Below are 22,215 nucleotides of genomic sequence, written 5' to 3' on the forward strand. Positions count from 1 at the left end.
AGGAAGTAAGGTAACAGCATGACGCATAAATTTTTGTTAATGCCTTTGTCGGTATTAATCATGGCAGGCTGCCAATCATCGGGTGAACAAGCTGCTTCATCTGAGGTTAACGGTGTGTCTTATCAAGCTGATACGACCGACCACATCAGTCGCAGTGTCTATCAACAAGAGTTTGATTCTGCCGTCCTATTCGCCAAGCAAGCCAATGAGCTAGAAGTCTTGATGCAGGGTTACTGCCAAACTAATGATGTTGAGTTAGATGCTTTGAAAAGTCAGTGGCAGCTCACCATGAACAGTTGGATGGCACTGCAAGGACAAGAAAGAGGCCCAACTGCGGCACTTGAAGAGAGCTGGAATATTCAATTTTGGCCTGATAAGAAGAACACCACCGGTCTTAAAATGCGTCAATTGACTCAGCAGGATAAAGCATGGTCTCAAGACGAAATCGCACAGCAGAGCGTGACCGTTCAAGGGCTGGGTGCGTTGGAATGGTCGCTTTATGACGAGCAATCGCCACTGCTTCAAGACAAAGCACTAGGCTGCCAATCATCACAAGCGATTACTGAAAACTTAGCGATTAAGTCATCTTCGATTGCACAGGCATGGCAGGTTAACCCTTGGCTAGCGTTAGACGAGACTCGTTGGGAGTCTGAATACATCGCTTTATTGACCAACCAACTTGATTACAGCATGAAAAAGCTGAGTCGTCCGATGGCTAAAATCGGTCATCCGCGTCCTTACTTCTCAGAATCATGGCGTGCACAAACTTCGATGACTCAACTAAAAGCGAATGTAGCAGCACTTCAGAATTTGTACCTAGCCGATGGCAATGGCTTAGACGGCTTGTTGAGAGAGAAGGGCTTAAATGACCTTGCTGACCGTGTTGCTGACCAGTTCACGCTAACGTTAGATACTTGGCCTACAGACTCAAGTTTGTTCGAGTTGCTGCAGAGCAAAGAGGGCTATCGAAATGTGCTGACTCAATACAACAAACTAGAACGTTTGAAGTACTTGATTCATGAAGAAGTGGCGATAGAGCTTGGCGTGGTAATAGGATTTAATGCTACCGATGGTGACTGATACTACACGAAGAACGCTACTCAAGGCTGCACTGGGTTGTGCAGCTGTACCTGTACTTCCGTTTGGCTGCGCTAGTCGCTCTGGCGCCGCAAGCACATCTAATGATCCTCAACTGATCGGTTGTGCGCTGAATGGTCGTGGCCAATATTCAGCGGTTGTGGCTGACGAATATGGTATGCCGCTGAGTCAGCTGCCGATCCCAGATCGTGGGCATGGTGTCGCGATTTGCCCAACATCATCACATGCGGTGGTTTTTGCTCGTCGTCCTGGTGACTATTTTATGGTGTTTGACTATAAAAATGGTCAGCAGATCAAGATGGTCGTGAAAGGTAACAATCGCCACTTCTATGGTCATGGCGTTTACTCATTAGATGGCAAGTTACTGTATGCCACGGAAGGGAAAACGGACAGCAGCCAAGGTGTGATAGGTGTTTACGATGTCGCACAAGGCTATCGTAAGGTCGAGGAGTTCACTGGCTTTGGTATTGGCCCTCATGAAGTGATCATCATGCCGGATGGTAATCTCGCGATTGGCGTTGGCGGCGTTCATACTGACGGTAGAACACCGAAAAACTTGAATTCAATGCAACCGAGTTTAAGTTATGTTTCACCTGAAGGTGCGCTGCTTGATCAGGTTGAATTGCTAGACAAGAAGCTGAGCATTCGACACTTAGCGCATGATGGTGCTGAAACCGTACTATGTGGTCAGCAATATCGAGGTGAACCAGATGAGTACCCTTCACTTTTGGCGATGCACACTAAAGGCGGGCAGTTTGAATCACTGGACGCAGAGCCTGAGCAGTGGGCAAGGTTCAATCACTATATCGCCAGTATTGCGGCGTCAGATGATTGGATTATTGCGACTTCGCCAAGAGGCAACTGTTATGGTATTTGGTCTAAAGAGACTAAAGAGTTAGTGGAACTCTCTGCGTTGTCTGATGCTTCTGGCGCAGTGCTACTTGATGGTGAGTTTCGACTCAGCTCTGGAGCGGGCAGTGTGGTGAGCCAACACAAGCCTTATGAGAAATCAACCCAGCAATCATCGGTCCAGTGGGATAACCACTGGAGTGCAATCTAGTTCATAAAACTCCTTAAAAAATAACATGCTTACTCCTATTTCTTTGCCATACTTACGAGATGATTGGTGATGGGGTTAAGCATGTTAGCAAAATACTTCTGTGGATTATTGGTGTTAGTTTCTGTGCATGCATGGAGCTATACGAGTTCTGACGAGAGCCGTTTCATTCCGGCTGATTCAGAACTCTCTTTTATGCTGATTTATCCAGAGCTCACCCAGAGTATTTATCAAGACTCTTCTCTTCCTATCCTTTGGGATTCACCGGAACTTGTTAAAGCGTTTGAATTCCAGTTGTCGCTTCTCGAACAAGCGCAAATGGCGCCTCTTTTCGATCGTCAGTTAAAACAAATCCGCCACTATCAAACTCGTGGGCAATGGCAAGAGTTGGACATCTTATTAACCGATACCTTTATTTATTACCTAAGCTACGTTGAGAATGCGCCACTTGCCGGTAAAGAGTGGTATTTCTCGGGCAAGCTGCATTCCAAGTTGCCTGCGCCTTCTCCACATATCCTGATGAGATTGAAAAGCAGTGTCACCAACGATTACTTATTAGAAATGGTATTGTCCTATGCGCCGCCTGTTGGGGATTTTGACCAATTCAAGGCGACCTACTCCGTGCTAGAAACTGCGTCTGAACTCAATATAGAGCGATACAGAGAGAAAGGGTTGAAACGCTTAGGTGATGAGCTTTCAGACAAAACTATTCTTATTGAGCGCATTGCTTTGGTTGGTGTTGATACCTCGATGATCGCGGTCGATTTCCCTGTATTTGACCAAGATCTGCAAACAGCGATTAAATCTTTTCAGCGAATGCACGGCCTTACAGACGATGGGATCGTTGGGCCGGATACGATCAAATGGATCAACATGAGCTTTGATGATCGAGTGACTTCATTGGCTCTGAATGCCGAACGTGTTCGTTTGTGGCCAAGAGACAGAGACTCTCTCATCGTCGTCAATGTCCCTAGTTTTGATATGAAGTATTGGGAAGATGGCGAAGAGGTCTTTGAGTCCAAAGTCGTGGTGGGCAGAAAGTCGCGAAAAACACCACTTTTAGAGATAAATCTCGATTCGGTCATCCTAAACCCGACTTGGAATGTGCCATGGAAAATCATGGTCAAAGACATCTTGCCTAAGGTGAAAGCGGACGAAAGCTATCTAGATACACACAACTTCCAAGTGATTGACGGTTGGCGCACTATGGAGACGGTCGACACCACTGAGATCGATTGGCAGACCATCAATTTCAATTCTTTCCCATATCGAATGCGTCAGCAGGCAGGCTCGCGTAATGCATTAGGTTTGTACAAGTTCAATACGCCTAACAAGCGAGCTATCTATCTGCACGATACGCCAAGTAAAGGTCTGTTTAATGACGACTTCCGTGCTTATAGCTCCGGCTGCATACGTGTTGAACATGCAGAGGAATTGGCTGAGTTGTTGTTTGCTACCAAGGTAAGGAAAGTACCTAACCAAAGTGATGACCTTGCTCCTAATACTAAGGTGCGACTCAAGAAGCGAATCCCCGTACATATCATTTATCAAACCGTATTGTTTGAAGAAGGGGGCATACAGTATCGTGGTGACATCTATCAATATGATAAAGAGGGTGGTTAATTATCACTGAAGCCAATAAGGGTGATCTTGACCAAAAAATGACAACCAAGCTTCTATTGATAAAATTATAATGTGGATCAATAACTAACCGTGCAAAGGTTACAAATACTAACCTTTTGGGCGGTTTTTGTACGTTGACGCAGCAATTACCATTATGTATCGTGCATTTTTCGTTCGATCTAATTGGTTTTTTTGCTGTATGTCTCAAAGTTTATTTTCACGCCGTCAGTTTCTGACTTACGCTGGTGGTACCGCTGTTGTCGTCTCAATTACTCCTTCTATCGCTTTTGCTTCATACCCTGATCAACCAAGAACGATTAGCATGAACAATCTTCACACTGGTGAACGATTAGAGACCTGTTATTTCGATGGCACTAACTATGTTGGTGATGAGATGGCACGCCTCAGCAAACTATGTCGCGATTTCCGCCGTAATGAAATTCACCCAATGGATAAGAACCTGTTTGATCAGATCACTCAGATTCAAAATGTCTTAGGTATTCAAAAAGAAGTTCAAATCATCTCTGGTTACCGCTCTCCTGCGACCAATGAAGCATTGCGCTCTAAGTCGAGTGGCGTAGCTAAGAAGAGCTATCACATGTTGGGTAAAGCGATTGATTTCCGTATTGATGGCGTCAACCTAAAAGAATTAAGAGACGTAGCCAAAAGCCTGAACGCGGGTGGTGTAGGTTATTATGCACGTAGCAACTTTATCCATATCGATACTGGCCCAGTTCGCAGCTGGTAGCGCTAGGCTTAGATTGCGAGCGAAACGGTAGGGACTTGTCAAAGTAGACATCCAATGTCATAGTTTGCCCAAATTTCAGTTTGCCCTTTAAGGTTTGTATATGTCTCTCAAGTATCAAGTTGTCCCTGTTACCTCTTTCTCTCAAAACTGCTCAATTGTGTGGTGTGATGAGACAATGGAAGGCATCGTTGTCGATCCGGGCGGTGACGTTCAACAGTTGGCTGCGATCATTGAAGAGCTAGGTGTTAAAGTGGTGAACTTGGTACTGACGCACGGTCACCTAGACCATGTGGGCGGCACTGTACCGCTTGCTGAGATCTTGAACGTGAATATTGTTGGCCCGCATAAAGCCGATAACTTTTGGCTTCAAGGCTTAGAGAACCAAAGCCAGATGTTTGGTTTCCCACTGTGCAAAGCTTTTGAACCAAACACATGGTTGGAAGAGGGCGACAAAGTGACTTTTGGTAACCAAGTGATTGATGTGATTCATACTCCGGGTCATACGCCAGGTCACGTTGTACTGTTCAGCGAGCAAGCGCGCATGGCGTTTGTTGGTGATGTTTTATTTAACGGTGCTATTGGTCGTACGGATTTCCCTCAAGGTGATTTCAACACGCTGATTGCTTCAATCAAGACTAAGCTTTGGCCACTAGGCAGCGACGTAACATTCGTTCCGGGTCATGGCCCTGAGTCTACATTTGGCCGTGAGCGCGCATCAAACCCATTCGTAGCGGATGAAATGCCTCTGTACTAGGTCTTCTGATTTAATAGAAGAACGATTGAAAATGAAGCTTAGCTTTTCCTATGAAAGCTAAGCTTTTTTATTGCGTGCGAGTTTATTTTTAAACCTGTTTAATTTTAATCAGAAAGACGCTCGGCAGCCGCCAAGTAGCGTCGAGCAAGTCCAATAAACTCTTCTCCACTCATATTCAAATCTTGAGTTGATATGAAAATATCGTAACCGTGGAAACCCCTCTGATATTTCATCCTATTCGCTAGCATCGCCTGCAACCCGGAATAGTCTTTAATCACTGCGTTTTGCGCATTCGATTTATGGGATGTCGATTTATGGGATTTCGATTCATGGGATGAACCTGGGCTAGTCTGTGTTTGGCTATCGTTGAAGATAACCTCGTCAGTATTTTGTGACTCTTTATATCTGTTCAGTTCCACACAACCGCTCTCAGTGCAGCGAGCATGGTAATGCGATGAGTCGAGAACCATATCTTCAAAGTTTGACTCTTTACCCGCTTGCTTGGCGCCCAGATACAAAAGTGCTCGCTGGCTCAGCAATAACTCGCAGGTGATTTTAGGGCAAATTGAATCGAGGTAGGGCGAGTAATCTTTAACCTTGATACCAACCCAAGGAAGAGGTTGATGCCACCCATCTTGTTCGTAAGTACACAGGCCAATCTTTTCAATATTGCTCCACTTTAAAACCCACCCACCTTTATAAAAATGCTGCTGAAAATGAGTTGGTGTGAGAGTGAACATCACTCTGCTGCGCAACATTAAATAATAACCAGTTCCGAGTAGGGCAATAATGCAAAATGCACCCACGATCAGTAACTTTGGATTGTCACTGTACAGAGCAACGATCAAGCAAACGAAGCCTAAAACAACGGCCAGAATACGGTACGAACGTGTGAACGAAGGCAAAGAGAAATTTGTAAGGTGACGAGTGTCCATAGGCAACACCAAGTTTTCATATTTTTGTCTGGATGGATAACCAGTGTATATGACCCTGAATTGATAAGTCGATGATTAAATAATAGACGCTAGTAGACAATATCGGTATTTTTCGTCGACTTTCGGCGCTTCACTCTACAAATAGCTCCTGTTTTTTGGTATAAATCGCGCTTCAAATTTTCACCACTGCGAAAAGAGCAGTGAACTGGAGAAATATTCAATGAGACTTGCTCATAAGCGTAAGGTGCAGGCTAAACTGCAGAAACGCACTAAAGCGGCTGTAGTTAAAGCAGTGGCAACGCCGAAAAAAGCGAAGCCTGTCGCAGAGAAAGTTGTAGCAGAAAAAACTGTAGCAGCAAAACCAGCGGTAGAGAAAGCAGTAGCAGCAACTAAAGAAGTTGCAGTAGCACTGACTCCTAAGCAACAACAAGTTCTAGACATCGTTGTTAGCAATGCTGAAGGCATTAACCCTAAAGGTATCGGCCTAGCAGCTGGTCAAGAAGACGCGAAAGCAGCTTCATGGGCAACAGGCGCATTGAAAAAACTTCTTGAAGAAAACCTAGTAGCGAAAGAGCAACTTGCAGGTAACAAGGTTATCTACAAAGCTATCTAATCCTGTGGGATTACATTCGCTTCGTTAAGTTTTTAAGCCTCGATTTTCGAGGCTTTTTTGTATCTGGCGGATCATGTTAATCTAAATCCTAAATCCTAAATCCTAAATCCTAAATCCTAAACTCGACCCCATACTCATATTCGAACCTAGCCCCAGAAGAATTACTTCCAATCGGCTGACCTCTTCCGTTATTCACCTGTCTTTCGCGTGTCCCATGTTTCGAATCAGTAGGCACCAAAGTAGGACCTCTAATTCTCTGAAACTTTGATTTATATGGATAAATGCATTTAAGTGCGTATTCGATGTGTGACGAGAATAGAGCTTCCTCACGAAATGGAAATCAATTGTTAATGCAGTTTCACTATAACTACTTAGGTATTTATCAATACTAATTACCCTAACGAATCTCCCAGAGCCTTTAAAATCGACATCGCTAAATTATCTCCTACGTAGTTCTACGTAATCCTTTGGTCTAATACGCAGTTTATGTGAGTCCGTCGTGCGTGCTCTCCCTGATATCTTGTTGCTACATCACGGTGCACTCTTATGTTGAATCATAAAAAATGCTCATAGAAAGAGTGTTAACCCAACAAAGGACGTGAATATGAGTCTCATTTCTAACTCCCTCACACGAGTTTTTAAAAACGTTGCAGTTACTGCAGCGGCTTGTTTAGCTTTGGTCGCTACTGGTGCAACTGCTGCTGATAAGGTTTATCGCTTGAAGCTTGCTGAAACATGGGGACCAAACTTCCCTGTATTCGGTGACGCGACGAAGAACATGGCTGCGATGGCTGAGAAAATGTCGAACGGTCGACTGCAAATCAGAATCGATTCTGCGAACAAACACAAAGCACCGCTTGGCGTTTTTGACATGGTTAAGTCTGGTCAATACGACATGGGGCACTCAGGCTCTTACTACTGGAAAGGTAAAGTTCCAAACACGCTTTACTTCACTTCTATGCCTTTCGGTATGACGCCAGCTGAACAATATGCGTGGTTCTATCACGGTGGTGGTATGGAGTTGATGGAGCAGGTTTACTCTCCACATAATTTGATGTCGTTCCCAGGTGGTAATACGGATATCCAGATGGGCGGTTGGTTTCAAAAAGAGATCAACAGTGTGGAAGACCTACAAGGTCTGAAAATGCGTATTCCTGGCTTTGCTGGTGAGATTCTAGCGGAGCTAGGCGCTAAACCTACCAATATTGCCCCAGGTGAGCTTTACACATCTCTAGAGCGTCGCACAATCGATGCACTAGAGTGGGTAGGTCCATCTCTTGATTTGCGTATGGGTTTCCACAAAATCGCGCCTTACTACTACACCGGTTGGCATGAGCCGGGTTCAGAGCTTCAATTCCTAGTGAACAAGCGTACATGGAACAAGCTTCCTGAAGACCTACAAGAAATCTTGCGTGTTGCAATGCGTACGGCGGCTTACGACATGTACACACAAGCAACGCACGAAAGTGGCAAGAACTGGGTTTCAATGAAAACAGAATACCCAGACGTACAAGTTAAAGATTTCCCGCCAGAAGTAATGTCGGCGCTGAAAGAAGCGAACGATCGCCTACTTGCTGCACATGCTGAGAAAGATGAGCTGGCGAAAGAGATTCAAGCTTCACAAGCAAGCTACCTAGAGCAAGTACGTTCATGGACGGATATTTCACACAGAGCTTATTTAAATAGCCAAGCGAAATAATCGACAGTTTTTGAACTGAAGCTAAATGAACCCAAAGCTATTCTTGTTAGGTAACTAAGAGTGACTAAGCGGCGGGTTCATTTTAACCATAATAATTAAATGCCCAAGAACCCTTTCTACGTCGTGCCTATTGCTAGCTATAAACTGAATCGTTTTTAGTTTGGGTTAGTTGTGCTGCGCGATGTCTTTTCAAATTCCATGGAGTCGGGAATGCGAAGTCTAATTTATATTGAACGCCTGTTTAATCGTATCGGTGATGCACTGGGATGGCTTTCCAGTATGTTGTTCATTCTACTTATCGCTAACGTTGTGTATGACGTTGTCATGAGATATGCCTTCAATGATGTCTCAATCGCTTTCCAAGAGATGGAATGGCACCTTTTCTCCGCCGTTTTTCTATTAGGTGTTCCTTATGCCATCAAGGCAGGTGGTCATGTTCGAGTAGACGTGTTCTACGAACAATTGAGCTTTAAAGCGCAAGCCATTATTGACCTGCTAGGCACACTGATCTTTCTGATGCCTTTCTGTTTGCTGGTTGCTTGGTTTGGTATTGATGTTGCCAAAGAGAGTTATAACCTCGGCGAAACCTCAGGTGACCCGGGTGGCCTGCCATATCGATGGATCATCAAAGCCATGATTCCACTGTCATTTTTCTTGATGGCACTCAGCGGAGTCGGTTTGATCCTGCACTCGTTGAACAAAATTTTTAATCCCCATCTCATCCATGCAAATAACACGCATGCAAACAATATTCATACAAAGAATAAGTAGAGGCTGAACATGATTGGAATAGTAATGTTTTTCGTAGCCTTGTTTGCACTTTTACTAGGCTTCCCGGTGGCGTTTACCTTTGGTGGTATCGCGCTAATCTTTGGTGTTTGGGCGGAAGGCATCGAAATGTTTGCCTTCATGCCATATCGAATTCAATCAATCATGGAAAATACGGTGCTGATGGCCGTTCCATTGTTTGTTTTCATGGGACTTGTTCTACAAAAGACTAAGCTTGCTGAGCAGTTACTTGAGTCTATGGGACGACTGTTTGGTGGTGTTCGAGGTGGTATTGCTATCTCGACCGTGCTGGTGGGCTCACTACTTGCCGCATCAACAGGGGTAGTGGGTGCTTCAGTAGTGGCAATGGGGCTTATCTCGTTGCCCGTCATGCTCAAGTACAACTACGACAAAGGCTTAGCCTGCGGCACCATCTGTGCGTCTGGTACGTTAGGGCAAATCATTCCGCCATCCATCGTCTTGATTCTATTGGGGGACGTATTGGGTGTTCCGGTAGGTGACTTGTTCCAAGCCGCGATTTGGCCGGGCGTGATGTTAGTGGGGGCTTATATCGTTTATATCTTAATATACGCGAAGCTTAACCCTGAAGCCGCTCAACCAATTGAGCGTGATGATTCCATCAGCCGTAAACAAGAAGTCATCAACGCATTGAAAGCAATCATACCGCCACTCGCGCTGATTATTGTCGTATTGGGCTCTATCTTTGCGGGTGTTGCTACGCCGACAGAGTCTGCTGCTCTGGGTGGTGCGGGTGCGATGGTACTCGCTTTGCTCTACGGTCAGTTTAGTTGGTCGATGGTGTATGACGCCTCTAAAGAGACGGTGAAAGTAACGGCAATGGTATTTGCTATTTTGTTGGGTGCAACGGCATTCTCAATGGCGTTTACCTACACTGGTGGTGATTATCTAGTTGAAGAGTGGATGCTACAACTGCCAGGTGAGAAGTGGGGTTTCTTGATCATTACCATGTTGGTGATTTTGATTCTGGGTTTCTTCATCGACTTCGTAGAAATCTGTTTCATCATTGTGCCGATTATTGCGCCTGTTGCTGAACTGATGGGAATCAACATGACTTGGTTCGCAATCCTTATCGCGATGAACCTACAAACCTCCTTCTTAACGCCGCCATTTGGTTTTAGTTTGTTCTATTTGAAAGGGGTTGCACCGAAAGGCGTCACCACAAAAGACATCTACCGAGGCGTGATGCCGTTCATTCTGATTCAAATCCTCGTACTTGGATCACTTCTCGCTTTCCCTTCTTTCTATGGAATGTGAGTGAAGCCAAGAATGTGAATGATATGTTTCAACGGCTATCTATAAATTGCTAAAGTAAAACGGCTTATTGATGTTCAGTAAGCCGTTTTTTGTGAGGGAAAGGAATGCCTCTAAAAGCTAAGCTGATTTTGCTGACGCTACTCCCGTTGCTACTGGTCACGGCGAGCATAAGTTGGATCTCGTTACACCAAACCAAGACGTTGGGTGCGAAAGAGGTCGAGATCTTCAGAGACAGCTTAATCAAGTCGCGTGAAAACGCCCTCAAAGACACGGTCGACCTCGCATTCGATGCGATCGAACATATCTACAACGACCCCGATATCAAAGAAGCGCAAGCCAAAAAAGAAGTTCGAACCATATTGTCTAAACTTAGATATGGCTCTGATGGTTATTTCTTCGCATATGATCGCCACGGAACCAATTTGGTTCATCCAATACAGCCGGAATTGATTGGAAAAAATCTGCTTCAATTGCAAGATGAAGATGGTGATTTTCTGATAGAAGCCCTACTAAGAGAGGCGCAAACCGGAGGAGGATTCCACCAGTATTTGTGGCAAAAGCCCTCGACAGGGGAAGTGGTCTCTAAGCTGAGTTACGCTGCTTGGTTAGAGCGTTGGGATTGGATGATTGGCACGGGTTTGTATATTGAAGACGTGCACCAAGAAGTGGCTTCGATGCAGGCTGCGATCAACAAGAATATTGAAACCACGTTCTTCTCGATTGTGGTGATTCTCAGTGTAACAGTGGCGGTTATTATCGTGCTGACGTTGGCCATTAACATGCATGAACATCGGATTGCAGATAATAACCTGAAGGAACTGGCGCATAAGACGGTGATGTTCCAAGAAGACGAGAAGAAGCATTTAGCGCGAGAGCTACATGACGGTATTAATCAATTATTAGTATCAAGTCGTTGCCACTTAGAACTACTTGGTAATAAGTTACAAAATGAAGACCTCAAAGCGCATTTGAATAAGTCGCAGCATTCATTGATGCGAGCGATCGAAGAGGTGAGGCACATCTCGCATCAACTTCGCCCAAGTTCTTTGGATGATATCGGCTTAGAAGCGGCGCTGTCTTCGTTGTTATTGGATTTTCAGGCGCACTCGGGCATTGAGGTTGAAACCTTGTTTAGTACTCAGCCCGGAAAATTGAAATCAGAGGCCGCGACGACCTTATATCGAGTGGTGCAAGAGTCCTTAAATAACATAGAGAAACACGCACAAGCGACCAAAGTAACGGTTATCGCACAGCAAATTGGCAACGTGTTACAGCTTCTAATCCAAGACAACGGTGTCGGTTTCAACACCTATAAAGCGATGGAAAAACGAGGGATCGGTCTGCGTAACATGAGAGAGCGAGTGGAATTCATCGGTGGTGATTTTGAATTGATGAGTGAGATTGGCCTTGGAACGGAAATTACAGTGTTACTGACACTAGAGGGATTAATGAATGAGTGAAGTTATTCGAGTTGTGATCGCTGACGATCACCAAGTGGTATTGGATGGCTTTATGGCGAGATTGGAACTTGAGCCAGATATTAGCGTGATAGGTACGGCCAGTAATGGATTAGAAGCGGTTGAGGTCGTTAAGTCTCTGCGCCCTGATGTGGTGTTGATGGATATCAGCATGCCTATCATGAACGGCATTGATGCGACCCATCTGATTAAAGAAGAAGACCCAGAAGCGAAGGTGTTGATGCTGACTATGCATAACAACCGTGAATACATCATGAAGGTGATGCAATCGGGCGCAGTCGGCTATATGTTGAAAGAGATTTCGGCTGAAAAAATGGTGCAAGCGATCAAAACGGTCAATCAAGGCTCGACCTATTTTTGTGAAAAAGTGACACAGAATTTGTTCACTCAGCCGATTACTCCCACGCAATCTGTGAAAAATCCATTGAGCAGGCGTGAAGAAGCGGTATTGAAATTAGTCGCAAAAGGGGAGAGCAGTAAAGAGATCGCGAAGGGTTTGAATATCAGTTACCGAACGGTTGAAACCCACAGACAAAACATCAAGCATAAACTGGATATTCACTCTACGGCAGAGCTTGCTAAGTACGCTGTCAATTCGGGGCTTGTGGAGTAATCGTACGCTAAATGACACTAAATGTGTAATTTAATTACTAAATGTGTAATTCAGCCCTGCTTTTTGGAGGTTTTTTTAGTATTTTTGCGACAGGTTGATATTCTTCTTTTCGAAATTTAGGTGCAGAATGCAATGTTGCAAACTGTGCGCTACCAATTAGAGAGGAAGCATGGAGCCTGTAAAAGATAGGTATAGTATTGAAAATACCGATTATACAGTAGGACAAGATAACGTTCAGAAATGGGGTTTTGATGTTCACAACCCGGTATTTGGAGTCAGTGCAGGAGCGATCATTGTCTTCTTGGTTGCACTTCTAGTCGCAGATCCAGAAACCGCAAAAGCGGCACTGGATGGAATCAAATGGAAAGTCATCGGTAACTTCGATGGTTTCTTCATGTGGGCAGCCAACATCTTTGTTATCTTCTGTTTTGCCCTCATTGTCTCCCCGTATGGCAAGATACGTATTGGTGGCAATGATGCCAAAGCAGAGCACTCTAACCTGTCTTGGATGTCGATGTTATTCGCGGCAGGAATGGGTATTGGCCTGATGTTCTGGGGTGTAGCTGAACCCGTCGCTTACTTTACAGGTTGGTATGAAACACCGCTCGGTGTTGAAGCTTATTCTCCTGAAGCAGCTAAGTTGGCATTAGGTGCAACCATCTACAACTGGGGTCTTCACGGTTGGTCGATTTACGCTGTTGTTGCTCTAGCCCTCGCTTTCTTCACATTCAATAAAGGCTTACCGCTTTCTATTCGCTCAATCTTCTACCCACTATTAGGTGATAGAACTTGGGGTTGGTTTGGTCATATTGTTGATATCGTGGCGGTATTGGCAACACTATTTGGCCTTGCAACATCACTGGGCCTAGGCGCACAACAAGCGACCAGTGGTATTAACCATGTGTTTGGTACCGATGGTGGTATTGGCATGCAGCTAGTTGTTATCGCAGTGGTTACTTTCTTAGCAACAATGTCAGTCATTCGCGGCATTAACGGTGGTGTAAAGGTTCTGAGTAACATCAATATGTTGGTTGCTTTGGGTTTACTTATCTTTGTGACGATCGCTGGTGGTATGGCGGGTATTAAAGCAATCCCAACCGCACTAATGGGCTACATTGAAAACTTTATTCCTCTAAGTAATCCTCATGGTCGTGATGATGAAACCTGGATGCAAGGCTGGACGGTATTCTACTGGGCTTGGTGGATGTCTTGGTCACCATTCGTTGGTATGTTCATCGCTCGTATTTCTAAAGGTCGTACTATTCGTGAATTCATCGTCGCTGTATTGTTCATCCCAACGACAGTAATCATCATCTGGATGGCTATTTTCGGTGGTATCGCGATTGATCAAGTGGCGAACAAGGTGGGTGAGATAGGCGTGAATGGTTTGCAAGATATTACGCTTTCTCTATTCCACACTTATGATGCGCTGCCAATGAGTTCTATGCTTTCTGTAGTATCGATTGGTTTGATTATGGTGTTCTTCATCACCTCGTCAGATTCAGGCTCATTAGTTATCGACAGCATTACTTCTGGCGGTAAAGTTGATGCTCCTGTTCCTCAACGTGTATTTTGGGCGTTGATGGGCGGTGCGATTGCAGCCGTTCTATTGTGGGTTGGCGGTACGGAATCCATTCAAGCACTGCAAGCTGGAACGGTATCAATGGCGCTACCATTTGCGTTCATATTATTGCTTATGTGCCTAAGCTTATTGTTAGGTTTACGAACTGAAAATCAATTAGTTAACCAGCAAAATGCTTTGAGCTAAAAGTATTTTCTGAATAAAGGTCGACAGGGTCGGCCTTTTTTTCGTCATATACTTAAGTGATTTCGTGAATTTTGTTGGAAAATTAATCGAACCGATTCTGGTTTACTGAAAACAATAAGTTAACCTGCTAAACTTCAGACATCCAAGTATTTGAATTATTGTGACAACAGCTTGTACTACTTGGATTGTATGTTCGAGTTTGTGATTAAGTCGCAGGTAAGTAAGGAATACGAGGTCAATAGACCCTATTAGTATTCCGTAGAGAGGGATAATGACTAAAGGTATAGATAAATACAGTATCGACAGTACGGATTACACTGTCGGTCAAGATAACGTCCAAAAATGGGGTTTTGATGTTCATAACCCAGTATTTGGTATCAGTGCAGGACTTATTGCTTTGTTCCTGATCGGTATTCTGATTACAGATACCGCTTCAGCAAAGGCAGCACTAGATGGCGTTAAAGGCCAGATCATCAATTCGTTTGATTGGCTTTTCATCTGGTCGGGTAATGTTTTCGTTGTTTTCTGCTTAGGCTTAATTGTTTCTCCGTATGGTAAAATCCGCCTTGGTGGTGTTGATGCGACGGCAGATTACTCATTCTTCTCTTGGCTATCGATGCTGTTTGCCGCAGGTATGGGTATCGGCTTGATGTTCTGGAGTGTGGCTGAGCCAGCGGCTTACTTCACGGGTTGGTTTGAAACCCCGTTAGGTGTTGAACCCAACACACCAGAAGCTGCTAAGTTAGCGCTAGGTGCAACCATGTATCACTGGGGTCTACACCCTTGGGCGATTTATGGCGTAGTAGCACTGTCACTTGCGTTTTTCTCTTACAACAAGGGATTGCCTCTTTCTATTCGTTCTATTTTCTACCCAATCTTGGGTGATAGAGCGTGGGGTTGGGCTGGTCATATTGTTGATATTCTGGCGGTTCTTGCAACGCTGTTTGGTTTGGCGACGTCGCTGGGCTTAGGTGCACAACAAGCAGCAAGTGGTATTCAACATGTCTTCGGAATCGAGGCTGGCTTAGGGTTACAAGTTGTTGTTATTACAGTAGTAACGTTATTAGCGGTCGTGTCAGTGCTTCGCGGTATTGATGGCGGCGTTAAAGTTATCAGTAACATCAACATGTTGGTTGCTTTCCTACTGCTTATCTTAGTGGCTCTAATCGGCTATGCGGTGAGTTTAGGTTCTATCCCAACAACCTTTATGGCATACGTTGAAAACATCATTCCTTTGAGTAACCCTCATGGTCGTGAAGATGAAGCGTGGATGCACGGTTGGACGGTATTCTACTGGGCTTGGTGGATTTCATGGTCACCATTCGTAGGTATGTTTATCGCGCGTGTTTCTAAAGGCCGTACGGTTCGTGAGTTCATTACAGCGGTTCTGATTGTTCCAACGACTGTTACTATCATTTGGATGTCAGTATTTGGTGGTATGGCGATTGACCAAATCGTGAATAACGTTGGTATCCTTGGTCAAGATGGTTTGACTGATGTATCACTAGCGATGTTCCAAATGTTTGATGCTCTACCGTTCGGTACGCTGCTATCAATCATTGCGGTTATCTTAGTTCTAGTATTCTTCATTACATCGTCTGACTCAGGCTCTCTAGTTATCGACAGCATCACCGCGGGTGGTAAAGTTGATACGCCTGTACCTCAACGTGTGTTCTGGGCGTTCCTAGAAGGTGCGATTGCAGTAGCTCTATTGTGGGTTGGTGGTACTGAAGCAGTACAGGCTCTACAAGCGGGCGCAATATCGACGGCATTGCCATTCACCATCATTCTATTACTGATGTGTGTTAGCTTGCTAATGGGTATGCGCACCGAGAAGCGATAGACTGATCGTTAATCGACTTTCCATTTGGTTGAAGTCGAATATAAAATAAAAAGAAAGGCAGAAGAGGAAACTCTCCTGCCTTTTTTGTATCTATTTTACAGTCTAGAGAACAGTATATTTCGATGGAATTACCTTCAAAATAACGTCTTAAATTTGGCGATTAGCCAAGTAATTGACATTAGATAAGCCAATGGTTTGCTTAAAATTATATTACGTTATTAAATTATAAAATCGCTCGAATTTAATACTGATATTGGGTAGTATGCGCGAGATTTCCCACTACTCGTGAAACTTTGACATGAAACTAACACTTAAGCAGAAGTTAATAGGTGCTAGCCTATCTGCTGTTGTCGTTATGGCAACAGCGTTAACTTGGTTATCAGCAAACCAATTATTTGAACAGACTCGTAACGGCGTATACCTGCGAGCTGAAAGCGTATCAGAAGCAGCATCTGAAGGTATTAAAAACTGGATTGATATCCGCACCGATATCGCATCAGCATTTAATGACTTTTCACGAGAGGATGATGTTGTTCCTTTCCTTAAGCAAGCTCGTGTAGCGGGTGGCTTTGACGATATCTTTTTAGGTACTCCAGAAGGCGGAATGTACCGTTCACATCCTGAACGTAATCGCGCTGGTTACGATCCTCGTCAACGTCCTTGGTACCAAGAAGCAAACGCTGCAGGTAAGCAAATCATTACCACTGCTTACCAAGATGCGATCACTAAAGCATTGCTAGTAACGATTGCAGAACCTGTGCGTCATAACGGCAAACTTGTTGGTGTAGTGGGTGCAGACGTACTTATCGACCAATTGGTTAACGATGTAATCAGCCTTGATGTTGGTGACAACGCTTACGCAATGCTAATTGATGCTTCTGACGGCACATTCCTAGCGCACCCAGATTCAGCACTGAGCCTGAAGCCGGTAAGCCAGCTTTCAAACGACATCTCTATGCCAATTATCGAGAACGCAGTGCGTACGGGTAGCATCGAGATCATCAAAGAGCGCGGCGCAGAGAAGCTGCTTTACTTCACGAAGGTGCCTAACACTAACTGGATCTTCGCGGTTCAGATGGACAAAGCAACAGAAGAAGCGAACCACTCAACACTACTTACTCAGTTGATCACAACGGCGGTCATTATTACGTTAATCGTAATCGTATTAGTGTCTTGGTTAGTGAGCTTCCTATTCCGTGATTTGAACCGTGTTTCAGCGGCACTTGAAGAAATTGCTTCAGGTGAGGGCGACCTTACTCAACGTCTTGAGCCTAAGAGCGATGACGAGATTGGTAAGCTTGCTGAAAACTTCAACCGTTTTGTAGGCAACATGCACACCATGGTACTCAAGCTAAGTGAAGTGTCTGCTGCATTGGGTAACCAAGCACGTCAAACAGCTTCTCAAGCTGAAGAGCGTAGTGCTCGCATTCAGATGCAACAAGACGAAATCAATATGGTAGCAACAGCCGTGAACGAAATGGCTGCAGCAACACAAGAGATTGCGGGTAACGCTGATCAAACTGCACAGAATTCATCTGAGGCCGTTGGCGCGTGTGAGCACGGTACGGGTCAAGTTACACAGACTCAAAGCTCAATCCAAAACCTTGCACAAGAAGTTCAAGTTGCAACGAACGTGATTCTTGAGCTAGAAGAGCACGGCAATAGCATCAACGCTATCTTGTCTAACATTCAAGGCATTGCTGAACAAACTAACTTACTTGCACTTAACGCGGCGATTGAAGCTGCCCGTGCTGGCGAACAAGGTCGCGGTTTTGCGGTTGTTGCTGATGAAGTGAGAGTTTTGAGCCAACGTACACACGGTTCAACTCAAGAAATTCAACAAACGATTGAATTACTGCAAGGTACAACGGGCAAAGCGGTAAGTATCATGAACGATAGCCGAACGCTTGCCGAAACAAGTGTTGATGATTCAAACTCAGCGGCCGCTAGCTTAACGCAAATTCATGCTGCTGTTGAACGTATCAGTGATATGGCGACTCAAATTGCTTCTGCTGCAGAAGAGCAAGCGTCAGTAACGTCTGAGATTACTCGTAACACTGAAGGAATCCGTGACGTATCTAACGAGCTAGCAGGTGAAGCGCACCAAGCTGCAGAACAAGCTGCTCAGCTTTCTGAACTGTCTAATGAACTAGAAAATGAAATCAGCCGTTTTAAGCTGTAATTATAGATAGATAGATAGAACGAAGCCCCAACTTAAGTTGGGGCTTTTTTATGTTCGCTTTTTAGAAGAAGCAAAATGTCGTGATCTAATCATGCTGGGCTATTGTTTATTGAAGGTTAAACAGCCCGAGCGTGACACCGAATATGTTTTATTATGGCTTCTAAACCTTGACTCCGACTGGCGCTAAGCTGAGATTTTAGGTCTAGCTGGCGGAACCAGTCTTTAATATCGAATTCTAGAACGCTCGCGGGTTGTTGGTTGTTATAGGCGATCAACACCAATGCCAGCAAACCTTTAACTAATGAAGAATCGCTGGTCGCTTGTATCGACATTTTGTTCTGTTGACTGACGGAAAGATCTAGCCATACATGACTTTGGCAGCCTGCGATAAGATGTGTTTTATTCATCTTTGTCACAGGGAAGGGCTCTAATCGGTCCCCCAATTCTATCAAATACATATAACGTTCTTCCCAGTCAGCGCATCGCTCGAAGTTTTTCTGGAGCTTTTCAGGGGACATAAGCTACCTTAACAGTTGGTGGATTCGTTTTAGTGATTGGCACAAGGCGTCTATGTCTTTGGGCCTTGTGTACATGCCAATCGATGCGCGACACAGCGAGTTTTGACCGAGTCGTTTTATAAGGGGCATTGCGCAGAGATGTCCGGTACGAATCGCAATACCATATCTATCTAAGAATGAACCCACATCAAAAGAGTGTTGATTTTTCATATTAAAAGCCAAAACGCCCGTGCGGTTATCATCATCGCCATAGAGCTCTATGGCTGGTATCTGTCTAATGCTCTCTACCAAATAATTCATTACATTTTTTTCATAGTCAGAGATCTCTTTGAAGCCGATAGCTTCTATATAGTCTAAAGCGGCGCCTAAACCTAAAATGCCTGCAATATTCGGAGTGCCCGCTTCGAACTTCCACGGAGCTTGGCCAAACGAGGTTCCTAAAGGCAGTGTCACTTGATCGATCATGGCTCCGCCGCCTTCCCATGGCACCATGTTGTCGAGGTGTATTTTTTTTGCATAAAGCACGCCGATGCCTGTCGGGCCATACAATTTGTGCCCAGAGAAGGCGTAGAAATCACAATCGAGGTCCGTCACATTGACTTTATGGTGCATGACAGCTTGAGCCCCGTCGACTAACACGGGGACTTTTGCTTTATGTGCAGCTTTGACTATCGTTTTAATTGGGTTTACGCGGCCTAGAACATTCGATACGTGGCTAATCGCCAGCAGCTTTGTCTTTGTATTCATTAACGAGACAAGGTCGTTGAGATTCAAATAGCCATTTTTTGCCATTGGCCAAACACGAATGTTGACATTATAAATTTCAGAAAGCATCTGCCAAGGAACAAGGTTGGCGTGATGCTCCATCTCCGTCACGATGATTTCGTCACCTGCTTTTAACCTAGGGCGTAAATAGCTATTAGCAACGAGATTGATGGCCTCTGTCGTCCCTTTGGTGAAAACAATACTTTCTCGGGATTTAGCTGAAATGAACTGAGCAAGTTTTTCTCTCACTTGTTCCATTTCTTCGGTTGCTTTAGAGCTTAGGTAATGGACACCTCGATGAACACTCGCATAATCATGTTGATAAAACTGAGTCATGCGGTCTATAACGACTTGAGGGGTTTGGGCCGTCGCAGCACTGTCTAAATAGACCAAAGGCTTGTCGTAAACTTGAGTTCTTAGAGCTGGGAAGTCATTAAACCAAGGGCTTGTATTTTCGCTCGAATCAATCATTTGGACATCCTTTATTGAGTGACGCATTGATTTTATCTATCGCAGATTGTCTTAGGGCGGGGTGTTTAATTCTCTCGGTAACGTCAATGACAAACGCAGAGGTAATCATGTGCTCGGCTCGTTCTTTTGGGATACCTCTAGAGCGTAAGTAGTTGATTTGGTTTGGGTCGATTTGCCCTGTTGTTGCACCATGGCTGCATTTGACATCATCGGCATAAATCTCTAATTGAGGTTTAGAGTTTACCTGGGCGTCATCGCCTAAAATCAGACTGTGGGTGTCCATTTTCCCGTCTGTTTTTTGCGCGGTAGGGTCAACATAGATCATGCCGTCGAAAACAGACTTAGATTGGTTTCGAGCGATGGTTTTATGATTTTGTTCACTTTGGCAGTGGGGAGAGTTGTGTTTCAAATAGGTGCGAGTATCAAAAACTGCCTCACCTTGAGGTAGGGAAATACTGTCCATAGCGACAAAACCTTGTTCGCCAGTCAGTTCTGAACTTACTTGATGTCGTATCAATTGGCCGGAGTAGAGCAAGCAACAAGAGTAGGCGCTAGCATGCGCATTAACCACCAAATCGTTGTGACCGAAGTGATGTTGGCTCAAGGCCTCTTCGACAATTTTGGTGTGATGATAGTGGGCACCACAACCAACGTGTTGTGTTAAGCGAGATAATGTTACGCCTCTACCACTACCTTGTGAAACATGGTGTTCGATGACGGTGACTTCCGCATGATCTGCGACTTCAATATGGCTTCTGTAGCTTGATACATCACCTTGTTTTCCGGAATTGATATGCAGAAGATAAATAGGTTTCGATATCTGCGTATTCGCTTCGACTTCGATTAATATGCCACTTGAAGCGGTAGCATCAGTAATATAGGTAAAAGCGTCTGGCTTTATTGAACGAGATAGTTCATCGATTTCAATTGGAGAGAGCGCGCAGATGGGAGTCACTCGAACTTTTGGAATCCAGTCGGAGTATCGAGCTAAAAAGAAGCCGTCGACGAAGACTAATCGATAAGCATCAATGTCTAAACTGAATTTGTTGTATGGCGTGTTAGCTGTCGACTGCTGTGGTGCGCTGCTTAGCTCTAGTTCGTTTAATCGGTCAAGAGGCGTGTATTTCCAGTCCTCATGTTGAGGGGACGGTAACTCAACCCCAAGCAATTTAGACCATTGTTTTTTTTGCCACTCATGCGGTCGAACAAGGGTTTCAAATGAATCAAGCAATGAATGTTTATTGTTCATCAATGATCCACCCATAGCCTTTCTCTTCTAATTCTTGAGCTAACGTATGGTCACCAGATTTTACAATTTTCCCTTGGTACAACACGTGCACGAAATCTGGTTTGATGTAATTGAGGATACGTTGATAGTGCGTGACTAAAATGAAAGCTCGTTTTTCATTCTGTAGCGCGTTTACACCTTCAGAGACGGCTTTAAGAGCATCAATATCTAGACCGGAGTCGGTCTCGTCTAGTATACAAAGATCAGGTGAGAGCACCGCCATTTGTAGAATGTCATTGCGCTTTTTCTCTCCACCAGAGAATCCCTCATTGACAGAGCGTTGGAGTAAATTTTCCGGCATCTTCAACAATTGCGCTTTTTCTTCCAATAGATCTTCAAAGTCAAAACGATCGATCGGTTCTAAGCCTCGATATTCACGAACCTCGTTGAGAGCTGTATTTAGAAAGAGTTTGTTACTGACACCTGGAATTTCGACAGGGTACTGAAAGGCTAAAAATACCCCTTCACCGGCTCTTTCCTCTGGATCTAGCTCTGTAAGATCTTGACCTTTGAAAACAATCTCACCACTGACGACCTCGTAATCATCCTTGCCTGCCAGTGTGGCGGATAGGGTACTTTTTCCTGAACCGTTCGGTCCCATAATTGCGTGAACTTCACCAGGTTTAACAGTTAGGTTAATACCTTTTAGGATAGTATTTTCTTCAACGCTGACATGTAAATTTTTAATTTCTAACATT

At 44.5% G+C, this 22,215-nt stretch carries 19 protein-coding genes; 14 read left to right on the top strand and 5 right to left on the bottom strand.

Annotation, left to right across the window (positions count from 1 at the left end; all coding sequences use genetic code 11):
- The first annotated feature begins 18 nt into the window (after positions 1–18).
- The 5 genes from AB4180_RS08855 to AB4180_RS08875 all read left to right on the top strand — a co-directional run bounded on the left by AB4180_RS08855 (position 19) and on the right by AB4180_RS08875 (position 5,280).
- On the top strand, positions 19–1,080 hold the full coding sequence (locus AB4180_RS08855) for an imelysin family protein (protein ID WP_102250194.1): 1,062 nt from the start codon (positions 19–21) through the stop codon (positions 1,078–1,080).
- Positions 1,070–2,158: a DUF1513 domain-containing protein gene (locus tag AB4180_RS08860; protein WP_102250195.1), complete on the top strand. Its 1,089-nt coding sequence runs from the start codon at positions 1,070–1,072 to the stop codon at positions 2,156–2,158. The genes AB4180_RS08855 and AB4180_RS08860 overlap by 11 nt, the downstream gene beginning before the upstream one ends.
- A gap of 81 nt (positions 2,159–2,239) precedes the next feature.
- Positions 2,240–3,778, top strand: coding sequence for a murein L,D-transpeptidase (locus AB4180_RS08865; RefSeq protein WP_102250196.1), 1,539 nt, complete (start codon positions 2,240–2,242; stop codon positions 3,776–3,778).
- A 199-nt stretch (positions 3,779–3,977) separates the two neighbouring features.
- Positions 3,978–4,526, top strand: coding sequence for a YcbK family protein (locus AB4180_RS08870; RefSeq protein WP_102250197.1), 549 nt, complete (start codon positions 3,978–3,980; stop codon positions 4,524–4,526).
- Between the two features lie 100 nt (positions 4,527–4,626).
- A complete protein-coding gene (locus AB4180_RS08875; RefSeq protein ID WP_004733386.1) occupies positions 4,627–5,280 on the top strand; it encodes an MBL fold metallo-hydrolase in 654 nt (217 codons plus the stop codon).
- A gap of 104 nt (positions 5,281–5,384) precedes the next feature.
- Here the strand turns inward: AB4180_RS08875 and AB4180_RS08880 are convergent, their stop codons facing one another.
- On the bottom strand, positions 5,385–6,215 hold the full coding sequence (locus AB4180_RS08880; RefSeq protein WP_102250198.1) for a DUF2982 domain-containing protein: 831 nt from the start codon (positions 6,213–6,215) through the stop codon (positions 5,385–5,387).
- 220 nt (positions 6,216–6,435) lie between these two features.
- On the opposite strand from AB4180_RS08880, the gene AB4180_RS08885 reads away from it, so the two are divergent.
- The 9 genes from AB4180_RS08885 to AB4180_RS08925 all read left to right on the top strand — a co-directional run bounded on the left by AB4180_RS08885 (position 6,436) and on the right by AB4180_RS08925 (position 18,475).
- On the top strand, positions 6,436–6,828 hold the full coding sequence (locus AB4180_RS08885) for a hypothetical protein (protein ID WP_004733388.1): 393 nt from the start codon (positions 6,436–6,438) through the stop codon (positions 6,826–6,828).
- 604 nt (positions 6,829–7,432) lie between these two features.
- On the top strand, positions 7,433–8,527 hold the full coding sequence (locus AB4180_RS08890) for a TRAP transporter substrate-binding protein (protein WP_017060957.1): 1,095 nt from the start codon (positions 7,433–7,435) through the stop codon (positions 8,525–8,527).
- A 198-nt stretch (positions 8,528–8,725) separates the two neighbouring features.
- A complete protein-coding gene (locus AB4180_RS08895; protein ID WP_049779139.1) occupies positions 8,726–9,298 on the top strand; it encodes a TRAP transporter small permease subunit in 573 nt (190 codons plus the stop codon).
- Between the two features lie 9 nt (positions 9,299–9,307).
- The gene (locus AB4180_RS08900) at positions 9,308–10,591 is read left to right on the top strand and encodes a TRAP transporter large permease subunit (protein ID WP_009847136.1); all 1,284 of its coding nucleotides are present in this window, start codon (positions 9,308–9,310) and stop codon (positions 10,589–10,591) included.
- A gap of 104 nt (positions 10,592–10,695) precedes the next feature.
- Positions 10,696–12,051: a cache domain-containing protein gene (locus AB4180_RS08905; protein WP_017078693.1), complete on the top strand. Its 1,356-nt coding sequence runs from the start codon at positions 10,696–10,698 to the stop codon at positions 12,049–12,051.
- On the top strand, positions 12,044–12,682 hold the full coding sequence (locus tag AB4180_RS08910; protein WP_004733393.1) for a response regulator transcription factor: 639 nt from the start codon (positions 12,044–12,046) through the stop codon (positions 12,680–12,682). Before AB4180_RS08905 ends, AB4180_RS08910 begins: the two co-directional genes overlap by 8 nt.
- Positions 12,683–12,851: 169 nt before the next feature.
- Complete coding sequence (locus tag AB4180_RS08915) at positions 12,852–14,450, top strand: BCCT family transporter (protein WP_102250199.1); 1,599 nt, start codon at positions 12,852–12,854, stop codon at positions 14,448–14,450.
- Positions 14,451–14,721: 271 nt separating this feature from the next.
- On the top strand, positions 14,722–16,293 hold the full coding sequence (locus AB4180_RS08920) for a BCCT family transporter (protein WP_004733395.1): 1,572 nt from the start codon (positions 14,722–14,724) through the stop codon (positions 16,291–16,293).
- A 298-nt stretch (positions 16,294–16,591) separates the two neighbouring features.
- A complete protein-coding gene (locus tag AB4180_RS08925) occupies positions 16,592–18,475 on the top strand; it encodes a methyl-accepting chemotaxis protein (protein WP_102250200.1) in 1,884 nt (627 codons plus the stop codon).
- Positions 18,476–18,591: 116 nt separating this feature from the next.
- Here AB4180_RS08925 and AB4180_RS08930 read toward each other — a convergent pair whose 3' ends face one another.
- From AB4180_RS08930 to sufC, 4 genes are read right to left on the bottom strand one after another with little or no spacing between them, the layout of a single operon-like run.
- Positions 18,592–18,993 carry a SufE family protein gene (locus AB4180_RS08930; RefSeq protein WP_102250201.1) on the bottom strand — a complete coding sequence of 134 codons (402 nt, stop codon included), beginning with the start codon at positions 18,991–18,993 and terminating at the stop codon, positions 18,592–18,594.
- Positions 18,994–18,996: 3 nt separating this feature from the next.
- Entirely contained in the window at positions 18,997–20,229 is a 1,233-nt protein-coding gene (locus AB4180_RS08935) for a SufS family cysteine desulfurase (protein ID WP_102250202.1), read from the bottom strand.
- A complete protein-coding gene (gene sufD, locus AB4180_RS08940; RefSeq protein WP_241909281.1) occupies positions 20,222–21,478 on the bottom strand; it encodes a Fe-S cluster assembly protein SufD in 1,257 nt (418 codons plus the stop codon). The genes AB4180_RS08935 and sufD overlap by 8 nt, the downstream gene beginning before the upstream one ends.
- Positions 21,468–22,214, bottom strand: coding sequence for a Fe-S cluster assembly ATPase SufC (sufC, locus tag AB4180_RS08945; protein ID WP_102250204.1), 747 nt, complete (start codon positions 22,212–22,214; stop codon positions 21,468–21,470). The genes sufD and sufC overlap by 11 nt, the downstream gene beginning before the upstream one ends.
- Between the last annotated feature and the right edge of the window lies 1 nt (position 22,215).

The organism is Vibrio sp. 10N.286.49.C3 (assembly GCF_041469545.1).
Lineage (GTDB): Bacteria > Pseudomonadota > Gammaproteobacteria > Enterobacterales > Vibrionaceae > Vibrio > Vibrio tasmaniensis_A.